The organism is Dactylosporangium sp. CA-233914, assembly GCF_050942935.1.
In the GTDB taxonomy this organism is placed as follows: domain Bacteria; phylum Actinomycetota; class Actinomycetes; order Mycobacteriales; family Micromonosporaceae; genus Dactylosporangium.
The window spans coordinates 3,746,327-3,772,896 of record NZ_CP192030.1; the positions used below are offsets into that span (position 1 = coordinate 3,746,327).

General features: G+C 69.5%; 25 protein-coding genes. 17 read left to right on the forward strand and 8 right to left on the reverse strand.

Going from position 1 to position 26,570, the window contains the following annotated elements; translation table 11 throughout:
* Positions 1 to 19 precede the first annotated feature (19 nt).
* Complete coding sequence (locus ACQPY0_RS17205) at positions 20 to 760, reverse strand: SDR family oxidoreductase (protein WP_432989910.1); 741 nt, start codon at positions 758 to 760, stop codon at positions 20 to 22.
* Between the two features lie 140 nt (positions 761 to 900).
* Here ACQPY0_RS17205 and ACQPY0_RS17210 point away from each other — a divergent pair, with 140 nt between their 5' ends.
* Complete coding sequence (locus ACQPY0_RS17210) at positions 901 to 2,196, forward strand: LuxR C-terminal-related transcriptional regulator (RefSeq protein WP_432989912.1); 1,296 nt, start codon at positions 901 to 903, stop codon at positions 2,194 to 2,196.
* A gap of 199 nt (positions 2,197 to 2,395) precedes the next feature.
* The gene (locus tag ACQPY0_RS17215) at positions 2,396 to 2,893 is read left to right on the forward strand and encodes a flavodoxin domain-containing protein (protein WP_432989914.1); all 498 of its coding nucleotides are present in this window, start codon (positions 2,396 to 2,398) and stop codon (positions 2,891 to 2,893) included.
* Positions 2,894 to 3,535: 642 nt separating this feature from the next.
* On the opposite strand, the gene gap is transcribed toward ACQPY0_RS17215, so the two are convergent.
* From gap to ACQPY0_RS17235, 4 genes are all read right to left on the reverse strand, one after another.
* A complete protein-coding gene (gene gap / locus ACQPY0_RS17220; protein ID WP_432989916.1) occupies positions 3,536 to 4,558 on the reverse strand; it encodes a type I glyceraldehyde-3-phosphate dehydrogenase in 1,023 nt (340 codons plus the stop codon).
* 254 nt (positions 4,559 to 4,812) lie between these two features.
* Positions 4,813 to 5,235, reverse strand: a complete 423-nt coding sequence (locus ACQPY0_RS17225) for a hypothetical protein (protein WP_432989918.1) — start codon at positions 5,233 to 5,235, stop codon at positions 4,813 to 4,815.
* 38 nt (positions 5,236 to 5,273) lie between these two features.
* Entirely contained in the window at positions 5,274 to 5,684 is a 411-nt protein-coding gene (locus ACQPY0_RS17230; RefSeq protein ID WP_432989920.1) for an Hsp20/alpha crystallin family protein, read from the reverse strand.
* A gap of 160 nt (positions 5,685 to 5,844) precedes the next feature.
* On the reverse strand, positions 5,845 to 6,312 hold the full coding sequence (locus ACQPY0_RS17235) for a CBS domain-containing protein (protein WP_432989922.1): 468 nt from the start codon (positions 6,310 to 6,312) through the stop codon (positions 5,845 to 5,847).
* A 147-nt stretch (positions 6,313 to 6,459) separates the two neighbouring features.
* Here ACQPY0_RS17235 and ACQPY0_RS17240 point away from each other — a divergent pair, with 147 nt between their 5' ends.
* A complete protein-coding gene (locus ACQPY0_RS17240) occupies positions 6,460 to 6,939 on the forward strand; it encodes a pyridoxamine 5'-phosphate oxidase family protein (protein WP_432989924.1) in 480 nt (159 codons plus the stop codon).
* Positions 6,940 to 7,073: 134 nt separating this feature from the next.
* Here ACQPY0_RS17240 and ACQPY0_RS17245 read toward each other — a convergent pair whose 3' ends face one another.
* Positions 7,074 to 7,673, reverse strand: a complete 600-nt coding sequence (locus tag ACQPY0_RS17245; RefSeq protein ID WP_432989926.1) for a TetR family transcriptional regulator — start codon at positions 7,671 to 7,673, stop codon at positions 7,074 to 7,076.
* Between the two features lie 170 nt (positions 7,674 to 7,843).
* Here ACQPY0_RS17245 and ACQPY0_RS17250 point away from each other — a divergent pair, with 170 nt between their 5' ends.
* The 3 genes from ACQPY0_RS17250 to ACQPY0_RS17260 are packed head-to-tail and all read left to right on the forward strand — an operon-like array spanning position 7,844 to position 10,802.
* On the forward strand, positions 7,844 to 9,034 hold the full coding sequence (locus ACQPY0_RS17250) for an acyl-CoA dehydrogenase family protein (RefSeq protein ID WP_432989928.1): 1,191 nt from the start codon (positions 7,844 to 7,846) through the stop codon (positions 9,032 to 9,034).
* Positions 9,031 to 10,074, forward strand: a complete 1,044-nt coding sequence (locus tag ACQPY0_RS17255) for a phosphotransferase family protein (RefSeq protein ID WP_432989930.1) — start codon at positions 9,031 to 9,033, stop codon at positions 10,072 to 10,074. Before ACQPY0_RS17250 ends, ACQPY0_RS17255 begins: the two co-directional genes overlap by 4 nt.
* A complete protein-coding gene (locus tag ACQPY0_RS17260) occupies positions 10,071 to 10,802 on the forward strand; it encodes an SDR family NAD(P)-dependent oxidoreductase (RefSeq protein WP_432989932.1) in 732 nt (243 codons plus the stop codon). The genes ACQPY0_RS17255 and ACQPY0_RS17260 overlap by 4 nt, the downstream gene beginning before the upstream one ends.
* 342 nt (positions 10,803 to 11,144) lie before the next feature.
* On the opposite strand, the gene ACQPY0_RS17265 is transcribed toward ACQPY0_RS17260, so the two are convergent.
* Positions 11,145 to 11,384, reverse strand: coding sequence for a hypothetical protein (locus ACQPY0_RS17265; RefSeq protein ID WP_432989934.1), 240 nt, complete (start codon positions 11,382 to 11,384; stop codon positions 11,145 to 11,147).
* A gap of 252 nt (positions 11,385 to 11,636) precedes the next feature.
* On the opposite strand from ACQPY0_RS17265, the gene ACQPY0_RS17270 reads away from it, so the two are divergent.
* Genes ACQPY0_RS17270 through ACQPY0_RS17305 form a run of 8 tightly spaced genes read left to right on the forward strand, consistent with a single transcriptional unit; the run spans position 11,637 to position 21,471 of the window.
* On the forward strand, positions 11,637 to 12,710 hold the full coding sequence (locus ACQPY0_RS17270; RefSeq protein WP_432989936.1) for an ABC transporter substrate-binding protein: 1,074 nt from the start codon (positions 11,637 to 11,639) through the stop codon (positions 12,708 to 12,710).
* Positions 12,711 to 12,713: 3 nt separating this feature from the next.
* Positions 12,714 to 13,580 carry a branched-chain amino acid ABC transporter permease gene (locus ACQPY0_RS17275; protein ID WP_432989938.1) on the forward strand — a complete coding sequence of 289 codons (867 nt, stop codon included), beginning with the start codon at positions 12,714 to 12,716 and terminating at the stop codon, positions 13,578 to 13,580.
* Positions 13,577 to 14,638, forward strand: a complete 1,062-nt coding sequence (locus ACQPY0_RS17280) for a branched-chain amino acid ABC transporter permease (protein WP_432989940.1) — start codon at positions 13,577 to 13,579, stop codon at positions 14,636 to 14,638. Before ACQPY0_RS17275 ends, ACQPY0_RS17280 begins: the two co-directional genes overlap by 4 nt.
* Positions 14,639 to 14,642: 4 nt before the next feature.
* Positions 14,643 to 15,404 (forward strand): ABC transporter ATP-binding protein, encoded by a 762-nt coding sequence (locus ACQPY0_RS17285; protein ID WP_432989943.1) that lies wholly within the window; start codon positions 14,643 to 14,645, stop codon positions 15,402 to 15,404.
* Positions 15,401 to 16,213, forward strand: a complete 813-nt coding sequence (locus tag ACQPY0_RS17290; protein ID WP_432989946.1) for an ABC transporter ATP-binding protein — start codon at positions 15,401 to 15,403, stop codon at positions 16,211 to 16,213. The genes ACQPY0_RS17285 and ACQPY0_RS17290 overlap by 4 nt, the downstream gene beginning before the upstream one ends.
* Before the next feature lie 18 nt (positions 16,214 to 16,231).
* Positions 16,232 to 17,869 carry an AMP-binding protein gene (locus ACQPY0_RS17295; RefSeq protein ID WP_432989949.1) on the forward strand — a complete coding sequence of 546 codons (1,638 nt, stop codon included), beginning with the start codon at positions 16,232 to 16,234 and terminating at the stop codon, positions 17,867 to 17,869.
* A gap of 48 nt (positions 17,870 to 17,917) precedes the next feature.
* Positions 17,918 to 19,888 carry an acetoacetate--CoA ligase gene (locus ACQPY0_RS17300; protein WP_432989951.1) on the forward strand — a complete coding sequence of 657 codons (1,971 nt, stop codon included), beginning with the start codon at positions 17,918 to 17,920 and terminating at the stop codon, positions 19,886 to 19,888.
* Positions 19,889 to 19,896: 8 nt separating this feature from the next.
* Positions 19,897 to 21,471 carry an AMP-binding protein gene (locus ACQPY0_RS17305; protein WP_432989954.1) on the forward strand — a complete coding sequence of 525 codons (1,575 nt, stop codon included), beginning with the start codon at positions 19,897 to 19,899 and terminating at the stop codon, positions 21,469 to 21,471.
* A gap of 4 nt (positions 21,472 to 21,475) precedes the next feature.
* Here ACQPY0_RS17305 and ACQPY0_RS17310 read toward each other — a convergent pair whose 3' ends face one another.
* A complete protein-coding gene (locus ACQPY0_RS17310) occupies positions 21,476 to 22,669 on the reverse strand; it encodes an NAD(P)/FAD-dependent oxidoreductase (RefSeq protein WP_432989957.1) in 1,194 nt (397 codons plus the stop codon).
* A gap of 159 nt (positions 22,670 to 22,828) precedes the next feature.
* Between ACQPY0_RS17310 and ACQPY0_RS17315 the strand changes: the two genes are divergently transcribed.
* From ACQPY0_RS17315 to ACQPY0_RS17325, 3 genes are read left to right on the forward strand one after another with little or no spacing between them, the layout of a single operon-like run.
* Positions 22,829 to 24,049, forward strand: a complete 1,221-nt coding sequence (locus ACQPY0_RS17315; RefSeq protein ID WP_432989960.1) for an aromatic ring-hydroxylating oxygenase subunit alpha — start codon at positions 22,829 to 22,831, stop codon at positions 24,047 to 24,049.
* 58 nt (positions 24,050 to 24,107) lie between these two features.
* Positions 24,108 to 25,373: a M24 family metallopeptidase gene (locus ACQPY0_RS17320; protein WP_432989962.1), complete on the forward strand. Its 1,266-nt coding sequence runs from the start codon at positions 24,108 to 24,110 to the stop codon at positions 25,371 to 25,373.
* A gap of 16 nt (positions 25,374 to 25,389) precedes the next feature.
* Entirely contained in the window at positions 25,390 to 26,427 is a 1,038-nt protein-coding gene (locus ACQPY0_RS17325) for an MBL fold metallo-hydrolase (protein ID WP_432989965.1), read from the forward strand.
* The last annotated feature ends 143 nt before the right edge of the window (positions 26,428 to 26,570 follow it).

A 26,570-nucleotide genomic window follows, 5' to 3' on the forward strand; every position in this document is an offset into this window, starting at 1 on the left:
GCTGAACGACCGGATCCTGTCAGGCGGCGTCGGGGAAGTCGGGTTGCTCCGGGCCGTGCGGGATGTCGATGCGCGCCTCGCCGGTGCGCAGGGCGCGCAGGACGACCCGGCCGGCGTACTCGGCGGTCTGGGGCACGAACCCGCCCGGCCGGGCCGCGGTCCGGTCGGCGAACATGCCCTCGCCGAACTCGGTCGCGGTCATCGTCGGATGCAGCAGTGTCACCTGAATGTTGTCGCCGGCCAGCTCGACGCGGGCCACCTCGCTGAGCACGATCAACGCATTCTTGGACGAGACGTAGGCGGCGGCGCCCGGCCAGCGGGGCCCCTGGGTCGCGCCGGAGCCGACGTTGACGATCCGCCCGCCGCCGGCGGCCCGCATGTGCGGCAGCACCGCCTGCATCCCGTTCAGCACACCAACCACGTTCAGGTTCAGCAGATCCAGGTACTTCGCCGGGTCGATCTCCTCGACCCGGCTGGGCCCCGAGTAGTTGGCGCCGGCGTTGTTGACCAGGCCGTCGATCCGGCCGTGCCGGGCCACCGCGGCGTCGGCGAGCGCGCGTACCTGGGCCGGGTCGGTGACGTCGGTGGGGACCGCGAGGGCGCCGTCCAGTTCCTTGCCGAGCGCGTCGAGCCGGTCGGCCCGGCGGGCGGCCAGCACCGGCACCGCACCGGCCTCGTGCAGCAGCCGCGCCGTCGCCTCACCGATCCCGGACGAAGCTCCGGTCACGATGACCACGCGGCCGGTCAGCGATTCCGCCATGACAGTTCCTCTTTCGTCGAGTTGCGTGGTTGTCCGCCTACTCAAACTCGTGTTAACGGGTACTCGGGCTAGCCGGACGAGCAGTGTTCAACAGCCGGACGAGCAGTCGGTATCCCGGCCGGGCGACCTACGATCGGCTCATGGATGCCTGCTGGTCGGATCCCGGGTACGTGCTGGCCGTTGTCGAACGGGTGCTATCCGGGCCGAGTCAGCAGCGAGTCGAGCGGTTCGCCGCCGAACTGGCCCCGCTCGTCCCGCATCATCTCGCCGCGATGCTGGCCGGGTTCTGCCTGCGTAGCCCGCTGAAGGTCGCCGGTGACCCGGCGGTCGCGCGGGCGGTGACCAGCGCTGAGATGCGGCGGCTGGCCGAACGGGGTGAACCGGGCCGGCCCATGCTCGTCCGCGGGGTGCTGGGTGGCCGGGAGCGAGAGCTCGTCGTGTTCACCACGGCGCCGGTGATCGGCCAGGGGGCCGTGCTCGCGGTCGCGCGGCGCGATGCGGAGGCGCCGCCGGAGGACGCGTTGGCGGTGGCCGCCCAGCTCTGGAACATCTTTGGCGCGGACGCCGCCCAGCGCGCGGCCGAGCCGGCACCAGGGCCGCTGGCCGGCAGCCTGGCTGCGGCCGCCGCCCGGTCCCAGGCGATCTCCGACCTCAGCCAAACCCACGCGACGACCCTCTCCGCGCTCCTGGCCGTGCTGCGGTCCAACCGGCTGGCCGACGCGGTTGCCCGCCGGACCGCGACCGACCTGGCCACCGACGCGCTACTCGACCTGAACCGGGCCGCGGGCCACGATGAGGACCTGATCGCCCAGCCGGCCCGGGCGGCGTTCGCCATGCTCCGCCAAGACCTCATCGACCTGGCCAGGCACGCCGACGCGGACGTCGAACTGGTCGACCCGGACGGCAACACGATGCTGCCGCAGGACCTCGCGCACACCGCCCGGGCCCTCACCCGGGGCCTGATCCTGGCCGCCCTGGCCCGTCCCGGCACCACCCGCCTGCGGGCATCATGGAGCCTGGACGGACCCACCATGCGGATCACCGTGCGCGACGACGGCGACGTCGCCGACCCGGCCCCCGCACCCGGCCTCACCGAACTCCTCACCGCCCTGGGCGGCCGGTGGGAGATCGACGCCGTCCCGCACTGGGGCACCACGATCGGTGCGCTGATTCCCCTTTCCCCGGCCGAGACACCCGAACTGGGCCCGCTGCAACGCCTCAACGCCCGCGAGATCGAGGTCCTGGCCGGGATCTCTCAAGGACTGCGCAACCGACAGATCGCCGAGCAACTGCAGCTCAGCGAACACACGATCAAGTTCCACGTCCGCAACCTGCTCGGCAAACTGCAAGCCACGTCCCGCGGCCAGGCCGCCGCCCTTGTGCGCGATCTGCACGGACCCGGCCCACGGGACCGGGACCTCAGCCGGCCACGGTGACCCTGGCGACAGTCGAGCAACCCCCAGGCCCTGGGTGGATGAGCCGATGACCTGCGTGATCGGTATCGACTGCGACCTGGTGACCGGCTACGAGCTTGCGTCCGCCGGGTAGGCGGTCCCGCCGGGACGGGACGTCCGGCCCGTGCGACCGGCCGGACTCCGGTGCCACGGTGGAGATGTCGAGTTCGGGAGGTGCGGCATGCACGTACTGGTCACCGCGGCGAGCAAGCACGGATCGACGGCGGAGATCGCCGAGCTGATCGGCGCCGTGCTCACCGAGCAGGGGCTCGATGCGACGGTATGTGCCCCGGGCGATGTTGCGGGCCTGGACGGCTACGACGCGGTTGTCCTCGGCAGCGCCGTGTACGCCGGGCACTGGCTTGACCCTGCCCAGCGCTTCGCCGAACGCCACGCCGCGGGGCTCGCCGCCCGCCCGGTCTGGCTGTTCTCGAGCGGCCCGATCGGCGACCCGCCGATCCCGGCCGACCACGCCGTCGACGCCCGCCGTGTCGAGGCGATCGCCGGGCCGATCGAGCACCGGGTCTTCGCCGGCGCACTGCACCGGGCGCGACTGGGCTTCACCGAGCGCGCCCTCGTCGCCGCCTTGCGCGCCCCGTACGGTGACTTCCGCGACTGGGCGGCCGTCCGTCACTGGGCCCGCGGCATCGCTCAGGCCCTCACCCGGGTCGGAACGTGATGGCCGTGATCGACCGCCTGGTGCAGCGCCCAGGCGAGGTCCTGCGCATCGCCTACTACGGCTGCGCGCGCCGATGAACCGGGCGCTGTGGTGGCGGTGGACGGCCATGCCGACAGTCGCCGAGTTCGCCGGTCTCGCCGTACCGACGGGCGTCGGTGCCGCCGCGGCGATCGTCGCCCGACATGGCGGCACCATCCACATCGTGAGTACGGTCGCGGCGGGCACCACAGTCCGTGCTCGACGGCGTCCTGTGCGGCGAGGGCCGACATCGCACCGCGTGGCGTAGATGCTAGCGACGAGCGCCGCCACGCGCAGTACGCCTCAGGTCTCGCGGCGCCGGCCGAGGGCGATCGCGCCGGCGAGGGCCGCCGCCGACAGCGCGCCGCCGACCGCGGAGGCGGGCAGGTAGCGGCTCGGCGCGGTGCCGTCGACGACCCGGGGCAGCGCGTCGGTCAGCGGCCGGGGCCGCCGGGCCTCCAGCCGGGTGACCAGCGCGAGCAGCAGTTGCGTGGTGGGGTGTGTGGATGGGCAGGCCGAGCCGTCGTGCGGCGGCCTCCAGGTTCGGCTCGCGGCCGGTGCCGGGCCTCGTCTGCGGCACCCCCCTGCCGGTCCGGGAGGCGGACCGGCAGAGGGACTTGCGATCTACCGCTTGGCGCCGGAGAACAGCACCGCGAGGTCCACCAGGCGGTTGGTGTAGCCCCATTCGTTGTCGTACCAGCCGAATACCTTGACGAGCCGGCCGTCGGCGGCGGTGAGGCCGGCGTCGAACACGCACGACGCCGGGTCGCCGATGATGTCGCGGGACACCAGCGGCGCGTCACTGTAGCGCAGCACGCCGGCGAGGGGTCCGGCGGCGGCCGCGGCGAACGCGGCATTGACCTGCTCCACGGTGGCCGGCTGTGCTAGCCGGACGGTCAGGTCGGTCATCGAGCCGTTCTCCACCGGCACCCGCAGGGCGACACCGCCGAGCCTGCCCGCGAGCTCGGGCAGCACCAGCCCGATCGCTTTCGCGGCGCCGGTGCTGGTCGGGATGATGTTCGTGGCGGCCGTCCGGGCCCGGCGCAGGTCCTTGTGCGGGGCGTCGAGCACGACCTGGTCGTTGGTGTAGGCGTGCACCGTGGTCAGCATGCCCTGCTCGATGCCGAACGCGTTGTGCAGCACCTGGGCCATCGGTGCGGCGCAGTTGGTCGTGCAGGACGCCGCGGAGACGATGTCGTGCACGTCCGGGTCGTACGCCGCGTCGTTGACGCCGAGCACGATCGTCGCGTCGACCTCCTTGCCCGGCGCGGAGATGAGGACCTTCCGGGCGCCGGCCTTGAGATGCACGCCGGCGTCGTCGCGGCTGCGGAAGCGCCCGGTGGACTCGATGACGAGGTCGACGTCGAGATCGGACCAGGGCAGGAACGCCGGGTCACGCTGGCGCAGGACCTCGATGTACTGACCGGCGACGCTCAGGCCGGCGCCGGAGGGGTCAATCTCGACCGTGGCCCGCAGCCGCCCGAACGTCGAGTCGTACTGCAGCAGGTGCGCCAGGCTCGCGGTGTCGAACAGGTCGTTGATGGCGACCACGGTGACCGGGCCGCCGAGCAGACCCCGCTCGACGAGGCACCGGACCACGTCGCGGCCGATCCGGCCGAAGCCGTTGATGGCGATTCGGTACGTCATGACATCCTCCTGCCAGCGCGGTGCGGGGCACATCCGTCCCGCAGTTCCACCCTGTCGCCGCATTCACCCCGGCGCACGGGCCGAACGTCACCCGTCGTACGGCCTGACGTCACCGGGCGGACGCGTCCCGGAGCCGGCGCACGTCGCGCTCGGCGACCGCGACCGTAAGGCTCCGCATCGTGTACGTCCCTTCCCTGGACAATTCGCGCCGGGCGGCCGGTTGCCCAGCCGCCCGGCGCGGTACAGCCGTCTCGTCAACGGATGTCGACGCGGGGTGGCAGCGCGTCCTTGTGCAGCTCCAGGAGGACCTCGGCGCGTGGCGGCTCGACCGGCCCGCCGCCGGATCGGGTTGCCGCATGCCGCACCGTGGTGAACAGCCAGAGCGTGAGCGTCGCGCCGACCTGCAGCGCAAGGGCGACCTGGCTCGCCGCCGCCACGGCCACGACGGCCGCGACCAGCGTGACGAGCCCGAGCGCGCCGGCGACGTACACCGTCGCGCCGGCCGGTCGGGCCATCGCCGGTGCCGCCCCGACGATGCACATGCCGATCCCGGCCAGCAGCACCGCCGCGCCCAAGACGCGGGTGGCGGCCGGCCCGGGCGTGTACGCCGCGTAGGACGCGAGGATGACGGCCGCCAGCACGGTGGCCACACCGTCGCGCCACGTCAGCCTCTTCATGGAAGGTCACCTTCCCTTCTCCGCCGCCAGGGCGGCCGTCACTGCTGCTTGGCGGTACGCGGCGGCTTGGTGGTCACCGGGATCTCGCGGCCCGGCGTCGTCGCCCCGGTGAGGGGCACCCGGATCTCGAGGATGCCGGCCACGTACGCGGCGGTGATGCCCTCCTCGCGGGCGTTCGGCGGCAGTTGCAGGGTGCGGACGAACGTGCCGTAGTGGAACTCGGAGTGCGCCTTGTCGACGCGCTCCTCCGTGCGCTCCACGCGGATGTGCAGCCGGTTGCCGACCACGGACACCGTGATGTCCTTGTCCGGGTCGAGACCGGGTGCCTCCGCGCGCACCACGTAGGTGGTGCCGTCGGTGTACTCCTCGACGCGGACGGCCTGCACGCCGAACAGCGTGTTCGGCAGCTGGGTCAGGTCGAGCGGGAAGAGCCTGCTGGTGGTGCTCATGTCACACCTCCCTTCGAGGTTGTCCGCCTCCATCAGACGCCGCCCTCGTCGGCCTCGTGCAGGTCGCACGGCCCGGGACGGCAGGCCGATCGACCCCGCCGAGGCGGCGCCGCGGGCTTTCAGACGCGCTTGGCACCGATCGGGCGAACAGGCGGAAAACTCAGACCGCTTCACCGCGCACCGTGACGCCGCCGATGACGCGGCCCAGCTCGTCGACGACGAAGGCGAACCTCGCGCCGGCGGCGGCCAGCGCGGCCCACGCCCGCGCCGGCGGCCAGGCGGCGGGCACGACGAGCGCCGGCGCCATGAGCTCCTCGGCCGTCGCGGTGGCACGCCGCTCGCGCCGGCGCCGCTGGCGCGCGGTCCCGGCGACCCGGGCGCCGGTGGTGTCGAACAGGTCGGGGTACTCGCCCGAGTCGATGGCACCGAGGATGCGGCCGTACTCGTCCACCACGGCTATCGCCGCCGCTCGCCGTCGCAGCATGATGTCGACGACCTGCCCCACGTCGGCACCCGCGGCCACGGTGACGGCGGGCGCCATCCGATCCGTGACCGTCTCGGCCGGCGCCGGAGCGACCACCGGCCGGGCGGCGGTCCGGGCAGTCACCGGGTTCTCGGCCAGCACCATGGTTCGTAGCACCTCCTCGTCGCGACCGACGGTAGGCGCGGCCCAACGCCCGCCGGTAGGGGTCGATGGTCGGCCGGCACGGGTCGTTCGCCCCTACCGGCCGGCCGGCGGCCGGTGTTCGCTGAGGCATCGAGGAAGGAGCGCGCCATGTCTGTGCACACCAGCCAGGCCCTGACCGCCGACCTGATCTGGCAGGACCTCGGGAAGGCGTCGTTCGCCGTGCTCGGCTACGTCACGCCGGCGGGCGAGCCGCGTTCCAGCGGCGTCGTGTACGCGCTCGACGGGCACCGGATGTACGTCGCGGTCGCGGTGGACAGCTGGAAGGCCCGGCACATCGCCGCGGCGGGCAAGGTCGCGGTGACGGTACCGTTGCGCCGCGGCGGCCCCCTGTCGCTGCTCATGCCGATCCCGCCGGCGACGATCAGCTTCCACGCCACCGCGATCGTGCATCCGCCCGGCGCTCTCGGCGACGGCCCGCTCGCGCGGCTCGCCCCGGCGGCGCGCCGGGCGGAATGCCGCGTCATCGAGATCCGGCCGGTGGGCCACTTCGTCACGTACGGCGAGGGCGTGCCCCTCCTACAGATGCGCACTCCGGCTCAGGCCCGAGGACGGCTCCCGGTCGAGTGACCCGTACCGGACCGCCGTAACGCATCAACCCAACCGTATCGCTGAGCCTGTCGGCGGGCGCCAGGGCGAGCACGACCGATCCCTGGACCCAGCCACGGACGATCGGGCGGTGTTGGCCGCGATCTGCTATCTGATCATGGTCGAAAGCCCACGAGCCGCAAGGCCATGTCAACGTACCTGTTCGCGATCTGAGCCGGTGTCCAGTTCCCGTGATCGCAATACCACCGGGCTATGTCGATGCCCATCGACTCCAGCACCACTGCGGTCATCCGCGAGTCAGGGGTGTCGAACACGCCTGCAGTCACCCCCGCACGGACCAGGCCGTAAATGACGCGGTCGATCCGGCGGCGGATCTGCTTGATCTCGGCCAGGTGATCGGGGCTCAGTGCCGCCATTTCGTAGTTGATGACCCTGGCCATCGTGTGCTTGCGGACATGAAAGAGTACATAACCGCGGACTAGTGCGCGGAACTGCTCGACGACTTGATCTGTAGACGCGACTGCCGCGGTCACGATCTCGAGCGTCTCCTCGTGGCCGGCCTTGGAGATCTCGAACAGCAGCTCTTCCTTGGACTTGTGGTGGACGTAGAGCGCAGCTGAGCTCAGTCCGGACGCGGTGGCGATGTCTCGCGTTGTTGTGCCGTGGAAGCCGCGTTCGGAGAAGGTCTGGACGGCGGCCTCGAGAAGCCGCGCTCGAGTGCGCTCGGCTCGGGTCGGGCCTTCGGCCTGCCCCATGTCCACTCCATTCGTCTGGTTCGAGGTGCCGTCGCGGTCGGTCGTGCCGCCGGCCAGCCTTGACGAACGACGTGCCGGGGTGACTAGAGTCAGTGTAGTACTTACCAAGCGCTTAGTAACTAGCTGGTGGGTCGAGCCGCCCCGGTCGGCGGAGTGAGGAGAGGTGGCCCATGCCCGAGCAGAGCAACGAGGTGCAGGCGTTAGTTGCCCGGACCCGAGAATTCGTCCGACGCGAGGCAATCCCCATTGATGACGAGTTCGACGGTGACATTGAGGCGGCAGGGGGTGACAAGGTCCGAGCCCGGCTCCAGTCGGCCGCCCGAGTTGCGGGGCTGCTCGCCCCCAATGGCCCGGTCGAGTATGGAGGCCTCGGGCTGACCATGTCGCAGCGAGCGCCGGTCTTCGAAGAGGCCGGCTACTCGCTCTTCGGGCCCGTCGCGCTGAACGTCAACGCGCCCGACGAGGGCAACGTCCATCTGCTCGACTACGTGGCATCCAGCGGTCAGCGCGACCGGTACCTGAAGCCATTGGTAGAGGGGAAGATCCGTTCGGCTTTCGCGATGACCGAGCCGGGGCCCGGCGCCGGGTCAGACCCGGCCGCTCTGCGGACCAGGGCGGTCAAGGTGACCGGTGGCTGGCTGGTCAATGGCCACAAGCACTTCATCACTGGTGCAGACGGTGCTGACGTCTTCATCATCATGGCGAGGACGAGCGGCGAGCCCGGCGACAACGGCGGCGCCACGATGTTCCTGGCCCCGGGCGACGCCGAGGGGATCGATGTGGTGCGGCACATCCGCACGATGGACCGATCGATGCTTGGTGGGCACTGCGAGGTGCGGTTCGCCGACCTCTTCGTCCCTGACGGCGATGTGCTCGGCGGGGTGGATGAAGGTTTCCGTTGTGCCCAGGTCAGGCTCGGTCCCGCACGCATGACCCACGTGATGCGGTGGACCGGAGCCGCGAGACGAGCACATGAGGTGGCGGTAAGGTATGCCGCCACCCGCCAAGCGTTCGGGCAGCGGTTGGCCGACCTTGGTATGGCGCAGCAGATGATCGCCGACAACGAGATCGATCTAGCCGCGACGCGTGCCCTGCTTCGGGATGCGTGCGCGGAGCTGGATACGGGCGCACACGCAGTCAAGATCACCTCGATCGCCAAGACTTTCGCTGCCGAAGCCCTCTGCCGGGTGGTGGACCGAGCCACGCAACTGTGTGGCGGTGCGGGCGTCGCCAGCGATCTGCCGGTGGCGAAGATTGCGCGCGAACTGCGTCCCTTCCGAATCTACGACGGCCCGTCCGAGGTTCACCGCTGGGCGTTGGCGCGCCGAGCTGTGCGAGAGGTCGTGGGGGAGCAGCGTTGAGTTCGAACGCCACAGCGGTCGTCGGATTTTCCGAGCACGATCTGCTCGCGATCCAACAGGTGATGCAGGCGGCGGGCGTTGCGCTTCAGGGGTCCCTCAAGGCTGAGTTCATCGCAGGCGGCCGGTCCAACCTGACCTTCCGGCTCACCGACGGAAGTAGCGCTTGGGTGATCCGTACACCGCCACGGCTGGGCCGCACCCCGTCAGCGCACGACATCGCCCGGGAATACCGGGTGACAGAAGCCTTGTGGGCGACACAGGTTCCCGTACCACGCCCGGTCACCTTGTGTGAGGACGAGGGAAAGATCGGCGGTGCCTTCGCCATCTGGGATTTCGTTCCGGGCCGCACGATCCAGAGAAAGGACCAGCTCGACCAGCTCTCCGACGAGGCCGTCGCCGCAACAAGCACCGAACTCATCGAGACACTGGCTGCGCTACACCGCGTGGATCACGTCACGGTGGGGCTCGAGAGGTTCGGCCGACCGAGCGGATACGCGCAACGGCAGCTCAAACGCTGGGCCGGTCAGTGGCAACTGGTCGGGCCATCGGACCTGGGGACCTTGGCCGCCGGCATTATCGGCCGCCTCAGCGCGTCGATTCCTCCACAGCGAGCAACGAGTATCGTCCACGGTGACTACCGCATCGACAACACGATCCTCGACCCCGTGGGCACATCCGTCGCCGCGGTCGTCGACTGGGAGCTGTCCACCGTGGGCGACCCCGTCGCCGACGTGGCCATGATGTGCGCCTACCGGCACCGAGCCTTCGACCTCATTGTCGGCGCCCCGAGCGCTTGGACAAGTCAGCGTCTGCCCGACGTGGAGGCACTCGCCACCGCCTACGAGGCGGCGGGCGGGGCGGAGTTGGCCGACTGGGCCTTCCATCTCGGTCTGGCGTATTTCAAGATCGGCGTCATCGCCGCCGGGATCGACTACCGAAGCCGGGCGGGCGCAGTCTCCGGGTCCGGCTTCGACACGGCCGGAGAGTCGATCGCGACCTACCTCCAACTGGCAGCCGAGTCCCTCGGAGGAGCCCGATGAGAAGCGCGCTTGTCACCGGAGCCTCCCGCGGGATCGGGCACGGCATCGCCCTCCAGCTCGCTCGAGACGGGTTCGGGCTGACCGTCACGTCGCGCAGCCGAGCCGACCTCGCCAAGGCCGCAGAAGAGCTTGTGGCAGCAGGCGCTCCCGAGGTCACTCACATCGCTGCCGACCTGGCCGACCGCGAGAGCCTTCTGGCCGTGGCCGACCTTCATCGCGAATGCTTCGGCTCGATGGACGCACTCGTGCTCAGTGGGGGAGTCGGGACCGCGGGCGCGCTCCACTCGATCGACCTTCGCCGAGCCGACAAGACGGTAGCGGTGAACTTCATGTCAGCAGTCACCCTGGTTCGCGCGGCACTCCCCGCGCTCCGTGCGGCAGGGGCCGCGTCCCCGCACGGCGCCCGCGTCATCGTCCTGTCGTCGATCACGGGCGCCTATGCCGAACCGGGCCTCGCGGTCTACGGTGCCACCAAGGCCGCGCTCCTCTCACTCGCCGAGAGCCTCAGTGCAGAGGAGGGGCACAACGGCGTGCTGGCGACCGCAGTCGCACCTGCCTACGTCGCAACTGACATGTCGGCCTGGGCTGCTGATCGCATCGACCCTTCCGCCATGATCCCGGTCTCCGATGTCGTCGCCGTGGTGCGCATGCTGCTCCAACTGGGTCGCAACACGAGCATCCCCCGAATCGTCCTCGCGCGTAGCGGTACCAGCGGATACCAGGCGTAGGCTCCCAGTCCCGTTCACGGCCTCCTACGGCCGTGACACGGCACCGCACCACCAGAACGCCGAGAGGACAATGGTTCCGGCCTCTCGCTCGTCGGTCATCGGACGCGGCGCGGTATGCAGGTCATGCGCCGCTCCGAGCCGACTCAACCCCCGGCCGCCGGCCGTCCCAGGACACCCACCGTCAAGTGCCACACGTTCGCCGTCTCCGCACATCGTTGAACAGGGGTCTCAACTGCGGCCGACGATGTCGTGACCGGCGACGAGTGGATCGAGCGGTCGGGCGGCCGGGCGTGAGCTACTCGGCACCCGTTCCGAACGCGCCGTGACCAGGCGTGCCGAAGATCAGATCTGGTCGGGCACGGCGGGCGTTTCTGTCCTGTCGATCGGCGGATCGGGAAGGAAGCGGTTCGCGGCCACGTCGGACGCGTTTCCGTCTTCGGACGCTACCACCGCGACCGTAGGCCACCCGCGCGCTCGCGTCGGCCGTGGCGGCAGGCGCGGCTCCGATGCCTGGCGTTGCCGATCGACCAGCAGTAACGGTGATCGATTGCGCGCCGCTGGAGCGAACGTGACGCTTGACACACCTGCACCTTCGGTGCAAAGGTTGCACCCACAGTTCACGGGCCCGCCGTTGGGACAGGAGCCGGTAGATTGAGAGCAGTATTGAACCGTGGGAAGCGTTTGCCTTCCAGGCATCGCTCGGCGAGTGCGGCAATTGCGGGTGTGTGTGCGGCGGTGGTGCTTGCCGCATGTTCTGCTGGTGCAAAGTCCAACTCGGGCGGAGACAGCGCCGGCGGCGGTGACGCCAGCGGTACCGGAGTCACCGCCTCGGCCGTGACGCTGGCGTACATCGGGGACCTGTCGGGCCCCGACGCCGCCGTGGAACTCACGTACTACAAGGGGATCAAGCTTGCCATCGACCGCGCCAACGCGCGTGGCGGTGTGAACGGCCGCAAGATCAACCTGGTGGCCGGGGACACCCGGTTCGACACGGCGCAGGCCGTGACCCTGTTCAAGAAGTACACGAGCGAGGAGCCCGCCCTTGCCTTGCTCGGCATCAACGTCTCGTCGATGTTCGAGGCGCTGACCACCCGGATATCCGCCGAGAAGGTGCCCGTCATCGGGCCGACCGGGGTCACCCAGGTGACACTCGCCAACCCGTACATCTACAACGCACAGGCGGACCTGCCGACGACCGCCGAGGCCATCGCCCAGTTCATGGCCAAGCAACTCGGAAGGGAATCGAAGGTCGGCGTCGCCCGCATCAGTACCGCGTCCGGCGACGAATGGTTCGATCTCATGCAGAAGCTGCTGCCCGGGGTCGGCGCGAAGGCGACCGGCCAGCAGAAGATCGACCCCGCGGCGGTCGAGGCCGCCGCCCAGGTCGGACAGTTCAAGCGAGACGGGGTAAACGCGGTGACGCTGCACGCCGGCAGCAGCGGCGGGATCGCCTTGTTGAAGTCGATGCAGAGCGGTGGCCTGAACGTCCCGGTCTACTCGACGTTCGGCGCGAACGGGCCGACCCTGTGGAAGAGCGCCGGCACGCTTGCGCCGAGTACCTATGCCTTCGACGCCTTCGCTCCGCCGGACAGCGACGTATCGGGCCGTGCGGATCTCGAAGCCGCAATGCGGGAGGCGGGCGCCTGGGACGAGTTCAAGCAGGAGAAGAACTACGCCGAGGGCTGGGTGATCGGCGGCATCATGGTGGAGGCGCTCAAACGAGCGGGTGAGAAGCCCACGCGGGCATCCTTCATCGAGGCGCTGCGGTCACCGCAGGGATTCGCCACCGGCGGCTTCAGCGCCGACATCAACTGGAGCAAGGGCAACGGGGTGGCCGACGCCTCGGCGGTGAAGGCGTTCACGTTCGACCCGAAGACCCAGCGGATCGTCGAAGTCAGGAATCCCTGAGCCGTGACCGACTTTCTCAATGCGGTCATCAGCGGTGCCGGCTTCGGCTCCCTCTACGGTCTCGTGGCTCTGGGTCTGGTCGTGGTGTTCAAGAGCACGGGGATCCTGAACTTCTCGGCCGGTGCCTTGATGGCCGTTGGTGGCCTCGTGGCAGCCAGTTTCGGCAGCAGCGGATTCTGGATCGCTGCCGCCCTTGCCGTCGCGATCGTCGCGGCGGCGGGGGCGTTGGCCAACGTCACCGTGATGCGTCCCCTGCTCGGTAGGGGGCTCTTCCCGGGCGTCATGGTGACCATCGGGCTGACGAGTGTGCTGGAGGGCACCAGCGGCATCGTATTCGGGCCGCAGTCGCAGTTCCTGGTGAACCCGATCGCGAACCCGACGATCGTGCTGCCGTTGGGCACCTCGATGTCCAGCACGCTGATGGTCGCGGTGGTGCTGTCGATCGCGGCCACACTCCTGCTGAGTTTCGCGTTCAAGAGGACCGCCGTAGGCCTCCAACTCCGCGCGGCAGCCGTGCGCCCGGAGGTCGCGGCGATGTTCGGAGCGAATCCCAGCCGTATCTTCACCTACGCCTGGGCCGTCGCGGGCGCCTTGGCGGCACTGGCTGGAGCGCTGCTCGCATCCTTGACCGTCGCCGACATCTCCATCGCGGCGTTCGCGCTGCGCGCGTTCGCCGCGATGATCGTGGGCGGGGTCGACAGCCTGGGCGGAGCGCTGCTGGGAGGGATCCTGGTCGGGGTCATCGAACTGCTGGCAGGGACGTATCTCGGGGACGACTACCGCCTGCCCTCGACCATGGCGGTGCTCATGGTCTTCCTGCTCATCCGCCCAGCCGGCCTGTTCGGCACCGCCGAGGTGATCCGGCCATGAGCCAGCCGAGCACTGTCGCCGCGCACCGGAGCGGGCGGAGCCCGCAGGCGAAGCTGGCCGCGCTGCGTACAGCATTCGCCGCGCTGTGCATCCTGGTCGCCATCGCCCTGCCGTTCCTGGTCTCGTCCTACTGGACGTTGGTAGCCACCAACGCCGTGCTCGCCTTCGCCGTGGCGGCACCCCTCAACATGCTCATCGGCAACGCCGGCCAGTTCTCCCTCGGCAACGGCGCATTCCTTGCCGTCGGTGCGTACACGGGAGCCGCGCTCACGCTCAAGTTCGACCTCGAGCTGCCCGTGGCGATGCTGGCGGCCGCCGCCGTCGGCGCGGTCGCCGGATTCGTCGTCGGGCTGCCCTCGCTCCGGCTGCGCGGTGCCTACCTGCTGATGTCGACGCTCGCCGCGCACTACATCGTGGTCTTCGCCGCCCAGAAGTTCCAGACCGGCGAGTTCGGCGCGGCGGGCGCGATCTTTCCGCCGCTGCGAATCGCCGGTACGGACCTCAGCAGTACCCGCTCGATGTACTTCGTCATCGTCGTGTTCGCCGCGATCATCGGACTGATCATCTTCAACGTCATGCGCAGCGGCTTCGGCCGGGCGCTCGAGGCGGTGAAGACCCGTGATGTGGCCGCGGCGGCCAGCGGAATCCCCGTCTCCCGCATGAAGCTGTCGGCCTGGTCCCTCACGTCGGCGATGATCGCCGCCGGCGGAGTGCTCCAGGCGTATTTCCTGGGGGCCGCCGCCGTGGAGTTCTACACGCTCAACCTCGCGATCACCTACATCGCGATGATCATCGTGGGGGGACTGGGCAGCCTGGGTGGCACGTTCCTCGGTGCCTGCTTCATCACGCTCGTGCCGGTGGGGGTGAACCATCTCTCCGACAAGTACGGCGGTGAGGTGGGCGCGAAGAACGGCGGCGTGCTCGCCCATCCCTTTGAGCTGCAGACCGTCGTCTACGGCCTCATCATCATCGCATTCGTCGTGCTCAAGCCCGAGGGCCTGGTCGGCTTCGTCCGATCGGCCAGGAACTGGGCCACTCGGGCTCTGCGGGGTCGGTGACACAGTGGAACAGGAATTGATCTCGGTTCGAGGCCTCGACGTCGCCTACGCAAGCGGAGCGCACGCCTTGCGGGGGCTGGCGCTGAACGTGGGGATCGGCGAGCGGGTCGGCATCATCGGCGCGAACGGCGCGGGAAAGACAACGGTCGCCCGGGCGATCACCGGACTGGCTTCGGCCTTTCGGGCAACCATCCGCGGCGGTCGGATCACGCTGTCGGGCCGGGACATCACCCGATGGCCGGCCTGGAAGGTGCTGCGCGAAGGGGTGGTCACCATCCCGGAGGGGCGCGGCGTGATCAGCGACATGACCGTCGAGGACAACCTGCGTCTGGTCCTCGTGGGTCTGCCTCGCGCACAGCGGTCCACGCTTGCGGAGGCGTTCTCGATGTACCCGGTGCTGGGGGAGCGTCGACGTGCCATGGCCGGCCTGCTGTCCGGCGGTGAGCAACAGATGCTGGCGGTCGCGCGCGCACTGCTGGCCAGGCCGAGGCTGATCGTCGCGGACGAGCTCTCCCTGGGCCTGGCGCCCAAGGTCGTGAAGGAGATCCTGAACGGTCTCAGCGCGAGAGCGGCGGGTGAAGGGACTGCGGTGCTGCTCATCGAGCAGGCGGCGGTGCTGTCTCTCCAGTTCGTCGACCGTGCCTACGTCCTCGACCAGGGCAAGGTGGTCACCCAGGGAACCAGCGCGGAACTGCGCAGGGCCGGCGACACGACCGCTCGCTATCTCGGGATCGCCGACCTCGAGCGATCGGAGGGGCTGCTATGAGCGCGCCGGGCGCCGACGATCTGGTGATCGACAATCTAGCGCTCCGCTTCGGTGGAGTGGTTGCCCTGCGGGACGTGTCATTCACGCACCGGGCCGGCGAGGTCCTCGGCGTCATCGGGCCGAACGGCGCCGGCAAGACCAGCCTGGTCAACGCCATCACCGGCATCTACCGTCCGAGTGGAGGCACGATTTCGTTCCGGGGGAACCGTCTGAACGGTCTTTCGCCCGGGGCCATCGCGGCCATCGGCGTCGCCCGTACGTTCCAGCACAACCAGCTGTGCGCCCAGCTGACCGTTCGCGAGAACGTCATGCTCGGATGTCATCGCCGGCTGGGGTACGGCATGTTCAAGGCGGCGCTCGGCGTGGGACCGGCGCGACGGGCCGAACGACGGTTGCGTCACGAGGTGGAGCCCATCCTCGAGCTGCTCGGTCTCGATGACGCCGCCGATGAGCCGGCTGGCTCATTGCCTTATGGCGTGCAGAAGCGCGTCGAGATCGCCCGAGCGCTGGCGCTGCGGCCCACAGTTTTGCTGCTCGACGAGCCGGCGGCGGGTACGAGCGACGAGGACCGCGCGTCGCTCGTACGGATCATCAAGCACCTGCAACAGGACGCCTCGTGCTCGGTCGTCGTGATCGAGCACGACGTTGGCCTGGTCATGGAGGTGAGTGACCGGGTCGCGGTTCTCGACTGGGGTGAATGCCTGATGGTCGAGCGCCCTGAGGTGGTCGCCAGCGACGAGCGTGTGCTGGCCGCGTATCTCGGCGTCGACGATCCCGACACCGATCTGTCGCGATCCGATGCTGCTTGACGGACTAAGGAGACTGCGTTGACCGACTCGTCGTCCCTGTTCACCGACCGGACTCTGACGGGCATGCTGCTCAAGCAGGCGGAGCGGGTGCCCGACAAGGTGGCCCTGACCATCGTGGGCGAGGATGTCACGTACGCCGATCTCGTGGCGCGGTCCAACGCCGTGGCACGAGGCTTGCGGCAGCTCGGTGTGGGCCGCGGCTGCGTGGTGGCCGTGCTGACCGAGAACTGCGCGGACCAGGTGGCGATCCAGTTCGCGACGGCGCGCCTGCGCGCCGTCGAGGTCATGATCAACACCGCCTACCGGCGTGCGTTCCTGTCCCACCAGCTCAGGGTGAGCGGAGCCGAGGCGATCGTGGTCGACCCGGCGCTGGTCGACACCGTCCTGGAGGTGCTGGACGAGGTACCGGCCCTTCGGCACCTCGTCGTGCGTGGGGACTCGATCCCCTCGGGGGGCGCGGCGTTGACGGTGAGCACCATGGCGGCGCTGCGAGATCATGACTCGGGACCGCTTTGCGACCTGGTCGACCCGGTGTGGACGGACCCTTCGACGATCACCTTCACGTCGGGCACGACGGGTCCGTCCAAGGGTGCGACCATGACGCAGAACTATCTGTGCAACTTCGCCGAGATCGAGGCTCAGATCTGGTACCGCGGTCCCGAGGACACCTTCTACTCCTGCGGTCCGCTGTTCCACCTGGCAGCGAAGGGCATCGCCGTGCTCGGCTCGATCAGGCGCGGCGTGCGCTGCGTGCAGGACGAGCGGTTGAGCGTCTCGGGATTCTGGCGGCGGATCAGGCAGGAGCACTGCACCGCGACGTTGATGCTCGGGTCGGTCGCGATGCTGCTGTGGACCCGGGAGCCGTCCGACGACGAGGGCATCGACACCGTTGTCGGCGTACCGGCTCCGCCGCCCGCACTGCAGCCGGCGATGCAGGAGCGCTGGAAATGCAAGTTCGAGAGCGTCTACGGGCTCAGCGAAGCCGCACCGGTGTCCCGCACCGGTCCGGACATCCCGCTGCGTCCCGGATCGTCCGGGAAGATCGTCAGGGAGTACTTCGACGTGCGCATCTTCGACGACAACGACTTCGAGCTCCCCCGGGGCGAGATCGGCGAGGTCGTCATCCGGCCGATGCAGCCGCACTCGATCTTCGAGGGATACTTCGGGGAGCCGGAGGCGACCGCGAAGAAGTTCCGCAACCTGTGGTTCCACACCGGGGACCTCGGAAGCATAGACGAGGATGACTACTTCTACTTCGCGGACCGCAAGGACGACTACCTGCGCCGTCGCGGCGAGAACATCTCATCCTACGAGGTCGAGACCGCGATCGTCCGGCATCCAGCCGTGCTGCAGGTCGGGGTGGTCGGCGTCGAGAGCGACATGGCCGAGCAGGAGGTGAAGGCGAGCATCGTGCTGAAAGACGGGATGTCGCTGGACTACCTGGACCTGATCGAGCATTGCATCGCGCACATGCCGTACTTCGCCGTTCCGCGGTATGTCCAGTTCGTCGCGGAGCTGCCGTTCACGCCGAGCGGCAAGATGCAGAAGGAGAAGATCCGGTCAGCCGGGACCGAAGGGTGCTGGGACCGGGAGAAGGCGGGCATCCGTCTCAGTGGCAAGACCCGGACCGTCGGCGACGCCGCGGTGAAAGCGTGAACAGGACCGTTGCTCAAGCAGACCCAACGAGGAGCGAAGGGGTGCCCGATGGATGGTGACGTGCTGTGGACGCCGGCGGCGGATGCGGTGGAGCGCACCAAGATGGGCCGGTTGATGCGGCGGATCGAGCAGCGCCACAGCGTCGTGCTGGGCGACTACGACTCGTTCTGGCGCTGGTCGGTGGAGAACGTCGCGACGTTCTACACCGAGCTGGCGGACTTCTCCGAGGTCCGGTTCGACACGCCGCCGCAGACGGCGCTGACGAGCCTGCGGGTCCCCGACGCGCAGTGGTTCCCCGGCGCCACATTGAACTACGCCGAACACGTCTTCCGGTGCATGCCGCAAGACATCGTGATCCGCGCCGTTTCGGAAACCCGGGGGAATCACGACGTGAGCGCCGCCGAGCTGCGCGACCAGGTGGGTCGCATCCGGCGAGGGCTGGTCGAGCTGGGCGTGGGCAAGGGTGACCGGGTCGCGGGCTATCTGCCGCACATCCCGGAGACCGTCGCGGCCTTCCTCGCCGTGGCCAGCCTCGGCGCGGTCTGGTCGGTCTGCCCGCCCGAGTTCGGCGTGAACAGCGTGGTCGACCGGCTGAGCCAGGTCGCGCCGAAGGTGCTCATCGCGGTGGACGGGTACCGGTTCGCCGGCAAGGACTACGACCGCGGCGATCAGCTGCGGGAGATCCTGGAGGCGCTGCCCAGCGTGGAGACGGCCGTGTGGCTGCCCTATCTCGGCACCGGTGAGCGGCCGCCTACGGCGAGGTCGTGGGACGAGGTGTTCGCCGAACCCGGTGAGGTCACGTTCGCCGCCGTGCCGTTCGACCACACGCTCTACGTCCTGTTCACCTCTGGCACGACAGGCCTGCCCAAGGCGGTTCCGCACTCGCACGGCGGGCCCCTGCTCGAGCACCACAAGTGGCTGGGGCTCCAGGCCGATCTGGGCGAGGGCGACCGGCTGTTCTGGTTCTCCACCACGGGCTGGGTCGTATGGAACATCAGCGTGTCGGCACTCACGACGGGCGCCTCGATCGTCGTGATGGACGGCAGCCCGACCCACCCGGGCCTGGACAAGCAATGGCGGATGATCCACGAGCTGGGCATCACGCACTTCGGCGCTTCGACGGCGTTCGTCCTGGCCTGTAAGGACGCGGGGATGCATCCCGGGCGCGACTTCGACCTCTCGCCGATGCGCGTGGCGATGGTCGGCGGATCGCCGTTCCCGGCCGCGGGCTGGGAGTGGTTCTATCGGGAGGTACGCGACGACATCCTGGTTGGTTGCTCCAGCGGGGGGACGGACGTCGCCGGGACCTTCATCGGCGGCTCACCGCTGGTTCCGGTGCGTTCCGGCCGCCAGGCCTGTGTCTACCTCGGCGTTCGTGTCGAGGCCTGGGACCAGTCCGGTAAGCCGGTGATCGGCGTGCCGGGTGAGCTCGTCGTCACCACACCGCTGCCGTCGATGCCGAAGGCGTTGTGGGCAGACCCCGACGGCTCCAGGCTGCGGGAGACCTATTACCACACCTTCCCCGACGTCTGGGACCAGCAGGACTGGGCGATCTTCTACGAGGACGGCTCGTGCTCGGTGATCGGCCGTTCGGACGCCACCTTGAACAGGGCCGGCGTGCGGCTGGGCCCGTCGGAGTACTACGCCGTCCTCGACGCCATGCCCGGGATCCGCGAGGGGCTCATCGTGCACGTCCAGACCGGATCCAGCAAGGACGGAGAGCTCTTCTTGTTCGTGGTCCTCGAGGAAGGGGCCCCGCTCGACCCCGAGCTGGAGGGCAAGGTCAAGGCCGAGCTCGCCAAGCGTCTGTCGCCCCGGCACGTCCCCGACGTCATCCACGCCGTCCCCGACCTGCCCAAGACCCTCACCGGCAAGCGGCTCGAGGTGCCCGTGCGCCGGATCCTCGAAGGCGCCGATCCCGACACGGTCACGAGCCGCGGGACGCTCGCCAACCCCGAGGCGCTGGAGTCCTTCGTCGAACTGGCTCGGCGGCGGACCGCGGCCGCGACGACCGCGTGAGGCCGGCGGTGACGCGAGACCTGCAGCTCGGCTTCGAGGCGCTGACCCCGTCCTCGTTCCTGCGGCGCTCGATGCAGGTGTTCGCCGACTGTACGGCGATCATCGACGGCGACCGGGCGTTCAGCTACGCCGACTTCGGGGCGCGCAGCCTTGCGCTGACCGGAGTCCTCGCGGCGTACGGCGTCCGGCCTGGTGATCGCGTGGCGGCCTTGTGCACCAACAGCCACGTGATGCTCGAACTGCACAACGCCGTCCCGATGCGCGGGGCGGTCCTGGTGCCCCTGAACATCCGGCTCGCGGCCGAGGAGCTGATCTTCATCGTCCGGCACTGCGGTGCCCGGCTGCTGGTCGCGACGCACGAGCTCGCGGCGCTCGCCCGGGAGGTGGCCGATTCCACGGGGGTCCGGCTGCTGCTGGCCGGGGGAACCGAGGACGCCTACGAGTCGGTGCTGGCCGACGCCAGGCCCGCGACCGTGCCGCTCGCGGACGAGCGAGGGCTGCTCGCCATCAACTACACCAGCGGCACGACAGGGCGGCCCAAGGGCGTGATGTACCACCACCGCGGCGCCTACCTGCAGGCGATGGCGATGGCCTTCCACGCCGGCCTGCGTTCGGACAGCCGCTACCTGTGGACCCTGCCGATGTTCCACTGCAACGGCTGGTGTTTCACCTGGGCGGTCACCGCGGCCGGTGCGACGCACGTGTGCCTGCGCGCGGTCGACCCGGCGCTCATCTGGCGCTCCCTGCGCGCCGACGGCATCACACATTTCAGCGGCGCGCCGGTGGTGCTGAGGCTCGTCGCCGAAGCGGCGCAAGCCGCTGGGCCGCCGCTGCCCTCCACCGTGCGGGTCGACACCGGAGGTGCCCCACCGTCACCCGCGCTCCTCGAACGTTTCCAGCGGCTCAACATGTCGGTCCAGCATCTGTACGGGCTCACCGAGACCTTCGGGCCGGTGGTCGTCAACGACTGGCAGCGTCGCTGGGACGCGTACCCGCCGCACCAGGTCGCGCGACTCAAGGCGCGTCAGGGCGTCGGCAACGTCATCGCGACGCCCGTTCGGGTCGTCGATGCACAGGGCGACGATGTCCCGGCCGACGGCGAGACCGTGGGCGAGATCGCCGTGCGGGGCAACGACGTCATGCTCGGTTACTACCACGACGAGCAGGCGACGGCCGGCGCGGTCGTCGACGGCTGGTTCCTGACCGGTGATCTCGCGGTTCGCCATCCCGACAGCTACATCGAGATCACCGACAGGCGTAAGGACGTCATCATCTCGGGCGGCGAGAACATCTCGTCCGTCGAGGTCGAACGCGTCCTGGACAGCCATCCCGCGGTGCTCGAGAGCGCGGTGATCGGGGTCCCCGACGACCGCTGGGGCGAAGTACCGGTGGCCTATGTTTGCCTGCGGCCGGGCTGCGACGTCTCGTCCGGCGAACTCGCCATGCTCGTGCGCGGCAGCCTCGCCGGCTTCAAGGTGCCCAAGGGCTTCGTCTTCGGCGAGATACCGAAAACCTCGACCGGGAAGCTGCAGAAGCACGTGCTCCGTCGGCAAGCCCAGCAGGACCGCCGCACGGAGAACTGAGGGCTCAGGCGAGTGCGGCTCGGATCGCCTCGGCCGACCCGGCGGAGGCGATCGCCCGACGCATCAGGATCGCGGCCTTCGGCCAGTTGACGGACAGCCCGCCGACGACGACCCCGTGGCCGTCGCACCAGAGGGCGCACAGTGCCGCCGGACGGGGGGAGGGGATCACGATCGGCTCGTGCTGCCGCTGCGGTACACCGGCGATCTGGATCTTCCAGTCGTATTGATCGCTCCAGACATATTCGACCGGGGCGAACTCGTCGCCGTCGTCGGGCCGGGCGATCGCGGCGGCCACGAACTGCGCCTGCTCCACCGCGTTGGTCCAGTGTTCAACCCTGATCGGTTTGCCGTGCCGCGGATGGAACCAGCGCGCCACGTCCCCGGCCGCGCGGATGTTCCGGTGACCGACCGCGCGGCACCGGCTGTCGCAGAGCACGCCGTCGTCGAGCACGACTCCCGATCCGGCGAGCCAGTCGATGTCGGGTTCGACCCCGATGCCCACCACGACGATGTCGACCGTGAGCCGTGTGCCGTCGCCGAGGGTGACCTCGACGAGGGAGTCGTGCGGCTCGAGGGATTCGACGCCGATGCCGAAGTGGCAGCTCACGCCGTTCGCCGAGTGCAGGTCGTGGAACCGGCGGCCCAGCGCGTCACCGAACAGCCGCCCGACGGGCACCTCGACGGGGTCGATGAGCGAGACTCGCAGGCCGAGGGACCGGGCGGCCGATGCGACCTCGGCTCCGATGAAGCCCGCGCCCACAACCGCGATGTGGCGGCTGGAGCGCAGCGCCGTATGCAGGTGCCGGGCCTGTTCCAGCGTGCGCAGTTCCACGATCCGCTCGTGCCGGGGCCAGGGCGTCGGGCGGGCTCGGGCGCCGGTGGCGATGACCAACTCGTCGAAGCGCAGTTCGGTTCCGTCGGTCAGGGTCACGACCGCGGCGTCGGTGTCGAGCTTTCCCGCGGCCGCCCCGAGGCGCAGCTCGATCCCGGCGGCCGCCGCGGCGTCGGCGGTGAGCAGGCGGACCGGTGCGATGCGGTCACCGGTGAGCGCGGACTTCGACAACGGCGGACGGTCGTAGGGCAGTTCGTCCTGGGCGTCGACGAGCAGCACCCGCCCGCGGTAGCCGTGCCGGCGCAGATCTGTCGCCACCCGCGTACCGGCGACCGATGCCCCGATGATGAGGGCGGTGTCGAGCATGGACGCCTCCGTTCAACCGGCCGGTAAAGACTCCCGGATGATAGGGGCGTTTGTACTGTCAGAACAAGTGCGCTGTTGACACGCCTCCAGATGTCTGCGAGGCTGCACTGACAGTGTAATCCCGGCTGTGAGCGCAATGGTGGAAGGGGTTCAGAGAAGATGTCCGATACGCCTGACCCAGCGGCGACGACAACTGCCGGACGTCGGTATGGACCGCGCCAGCGGCACTCGAAGGCGCTCGATGTCGCCCGCCGGGGTCTGCACCTGGTCACCACCCGGTCGAACGAGCGGGCCGCGTCGATCTACGAGCAACCGGCGGTGGTCTACCTCGACGCCGCCCGCCATGACGCCGAAATCGATGTGCTGTTCCGCCGGGCCCCGATCTTCGCGGGATTGAGCGTCGAGGTGCCGATGCCCGGCTCGTTCAAGACCCTCGACATTCCCAAGGCCCCGGTCGTCGTCTCGCGGCAGGAGGACGGCTCGCTGCGGGCCTTCCTGAACATCTGCCGGCACCGCGGCGCGGCGGTCGCCTACGGCACCGGGTCGGCGCGCACGTTCGTCTGCAAGTACCACGGCTGGGCATACGACCTCGACGGGAGCCTGCGCAAGGTGCGCGGCGGCGACAACTTCGGCGATCTCGAAACGGGCTGCTTCGGCCTCACCGAGGTCGCGGTGGCGGAGCGCTACGGGTTGATCTACGTCCGCGCCACGCCGCTGCGGCAGAATCCCGAGCCGATCGACATCGAGGCGGTGCTGTGCGGGCTCGCGCCGCAATTCGAGGAATGGGGCTTCGAAACGGGACTGGCGGCCCCATCGATCCACGAGCCGGTGGTCACCGCGTCCAACTGGAAGCTCGCGGTCGACGGATACCTGGAGCCGTACCATTTCGCGTCGCTGCACAAGACGACCGTGGCCCGCTACAACAATTCCAACCAGGCGACGTTCGATGCCTACGGGCCGAACGCGATGAGCGGGTTCCTCGGCCGCAAGATTGACGAGCTCGGGTCGATCCCGGAGGCCGATTGGCCCCTGATGCGGCACGTGCAGCTCATCTACACGCTGTTTCCGAACGTGATTCTGTCCGTCATGCAGGACCACGTCGAGTACTCCCAGATCATGCCCGGGACCACGGTCGACACGAACATCATGAACCACCTGTACTTCCGGTACCCGGAGTGGGACGTCGAGGAGGTCCACGCGAAGCGATTCCTGAACACGCAGTGGATCCTCACCGAGGAGGACATCCCCATGGCGGAGGAAGTCCACCGCAATCTGCGGACCGGTGGCCTGCCGACCCTGGTGTTCGGCCGGAATGAGCCCGCCCTGCAACACCACCACCGCAGCATCGAGGCCGCCCTGCGGCATGCCGGCGCACTCTGACGTTTGACCGGCCCGCCCGCCGAGTCATGCATGTAGCGAAGGGACGAGACACCCAGCCATGGCAGACATTCAGTACTCCAGCAAACTCCACTTCGGGCCGACCTCGAACGACGTGCACGAGGGCATCGACCTCGCGCGCCTGCGGTCGGACCGAGCCGCTCGGCTGCGCGCGGTGCTCAAGGCGCAGGGCATCCCGGCCATGCTGGTGACCGGCGCCGAGAACGTTCGGTACGCGGTGGGGTTCTGGTGGTCGGAGTTCCAGTTGCAGGCGGCCTATGCCTTGTTCTTCGCCGATCACGATCCGGTTGTGTTCGCGCCCGCCGGCTCGTACCACCAGATGCCGGACCAGGCGCCCTGGATCCCGCACTGGCGGATCGCGCGGTCCTGGATGGGCGGCACCGTCATGGAGGGCGCGGCCGCGGACGAGGCCAAGCTGTTCGCGGCCGGGATCGTCACCGAGCTGGCCGAGCGAGGCCTGACCGGAGAGCCGCTCGCGGTCAGCGAGTTCGACAACCGGGCGATCGAGGCGCTGCGGTCCAGCGGGGTCGAGGTGCGACCGGGCCTGCCGCTGCTCATGGAGGCGTCCCGGCTCAAGACTCCCGACGAGATCAGCTGCCTGAAGATGGTCGCCTCGATCAGCACGAGCGGGTTCATGGCCGCGGTGGATTCGCTGCGGCCCGGGGTGCTGCAGAGCAAGGTCGCCAAAGACGTCAAACGGGCAACCGAGGACGCCGGCGCCGAGTTCGGGGCGTCGAAGGTGATGGCCGGCCCGCTCGCCTTCGAACGCGGGATCAGCGGCAGCGACCGGCGCATCGAATACGGTGACCTGGCCTACGTGCTCACCTGCGGCACGTCGTTCCTCGGCTACACCGCCTGCCTCTACCGGCAATTCGTGGTGGGGCGCAAACCGACGGCGGAGGAGACGAGCTGGTACACCGAGTTGCGCGACCGCATGGACGCGGTGATCGGTGAGCTGCGTCCGGGGCGCACCACGGCCGACGCGGCGGCCCATTTCGCGCCGGCGAGCAAGTTCGGCTACCGGGACGAGGCCGAACTGCTGACCATCGAGTACGCGCACGGCATCGGGCTGGTCAACGTCGGCTCGCGGTTCGTGCACTACAACTACCCGATCATCAACCGTCAGTGGTCGCTGCAGTACCCGGAGGAGATCGAGGCCGGCATGGTGATCGCGATCGAGGGCATCGAGGGCGTGCACCGCAAGGCCGGCGTCCGCACCGAATCGATGGTGGTCGTGACCGAGAACGGTCCGGAGCTGATCGACCATTTCCCGCGAGACGAGATCATCGTCGCCGGATCGTTCTGATCGGCGGCGGACCACGGTGCCTGTTGACGACGATCCGGCCCGGCCGTGGTACGAGCCGGGCGTGTTCACCCTGGCGGAAGGCGTCTTCCGCATCCCGCTGCCGCTGCCCGACGAACTTCGGGCGGTCAACGCGTATGCCCTTGCCGATGACGACGGCTTCACCCTGATCGACTCGGGTGTGGTCCTTGACGGCGTCCGGGATCGGCTCGCCCAGGCCCTGAAGGAACTCGGCGCGGGCCTGGGCGACGTGCGACGGTTCCTGGTCACGCACGTGCATCGGGATCACTACACCCAGGCGGTGGCGCTCCGCCGGGACTTTGGCGCACACCTGGGCCTGGGCGTCGGCGAGCGGGCGTCGCTCGCCGTGATGTCGGACCCGTCGACGCAGGCCTACCGCCGGCAGCTCGAGGATCTGCGGGCCAACGGGGCGGCGGCGGTCGCCGAAGCGGTGCTGTCGGTGCTGCCCGAGGAGGCTCTGCCGCACGAGGCATGGGAGGCGCCGGACGAGTGGATCGAGCCGGGCACGCTGCTGCACGCCGGGGGGCGGCGTCTGGAGGCGCGGGCGACGCCCGGGCACACGCAGGGGCACCTGGTGTACCTCGACCGGGCCGGTGCGATGCTGTTCGCCGGCGATCATGTGCTGCCGCACATCACGCCGTCGATCGGCCTCGAGCCGGCACCCGGTCGGTCCCCGCTCGGGGACTACCTGAGCTCGCTGCACGCGGTGCGGGCACTTCCGGATGCCCGTCTGCTCCCGGCGCACGGACCGGTGACCGCGAGCACGCACGCGCGGATCGACGAGCTGTTCGAGCACCACGACACCCGGCTGAGTCTCACCGCCGCGGCGATCGAACGCGGTGCGAGCACCGCGTTCGAGGTCAGCAACCTGCTGCGATGGACCGGCCGGGAGCGTCGCTTCGAGGAGCTGCCGCCGTTCCATCAGATGCTCGCGGTCGTCGAGACGGTGTGGCATCTGCGTCTGCTCACGGACCAGCGGCGGGTCGTCGCGACCGAGGACGGTGAGATCGTCCGCTATGCGCCCAGCACCGGCTGATGCCCGAGGCCACGGCCTGCCCGCCGCCCGCCTGCGGCTCTGGGGGCGTCGGCTGGTTGAGGGCAGCCGGTATCTGACTCTGGACAGTGGCTTCTGTCTTCCGTGGCCGGTGGGACCATTGCACGAGGATGCGCAACCGAACC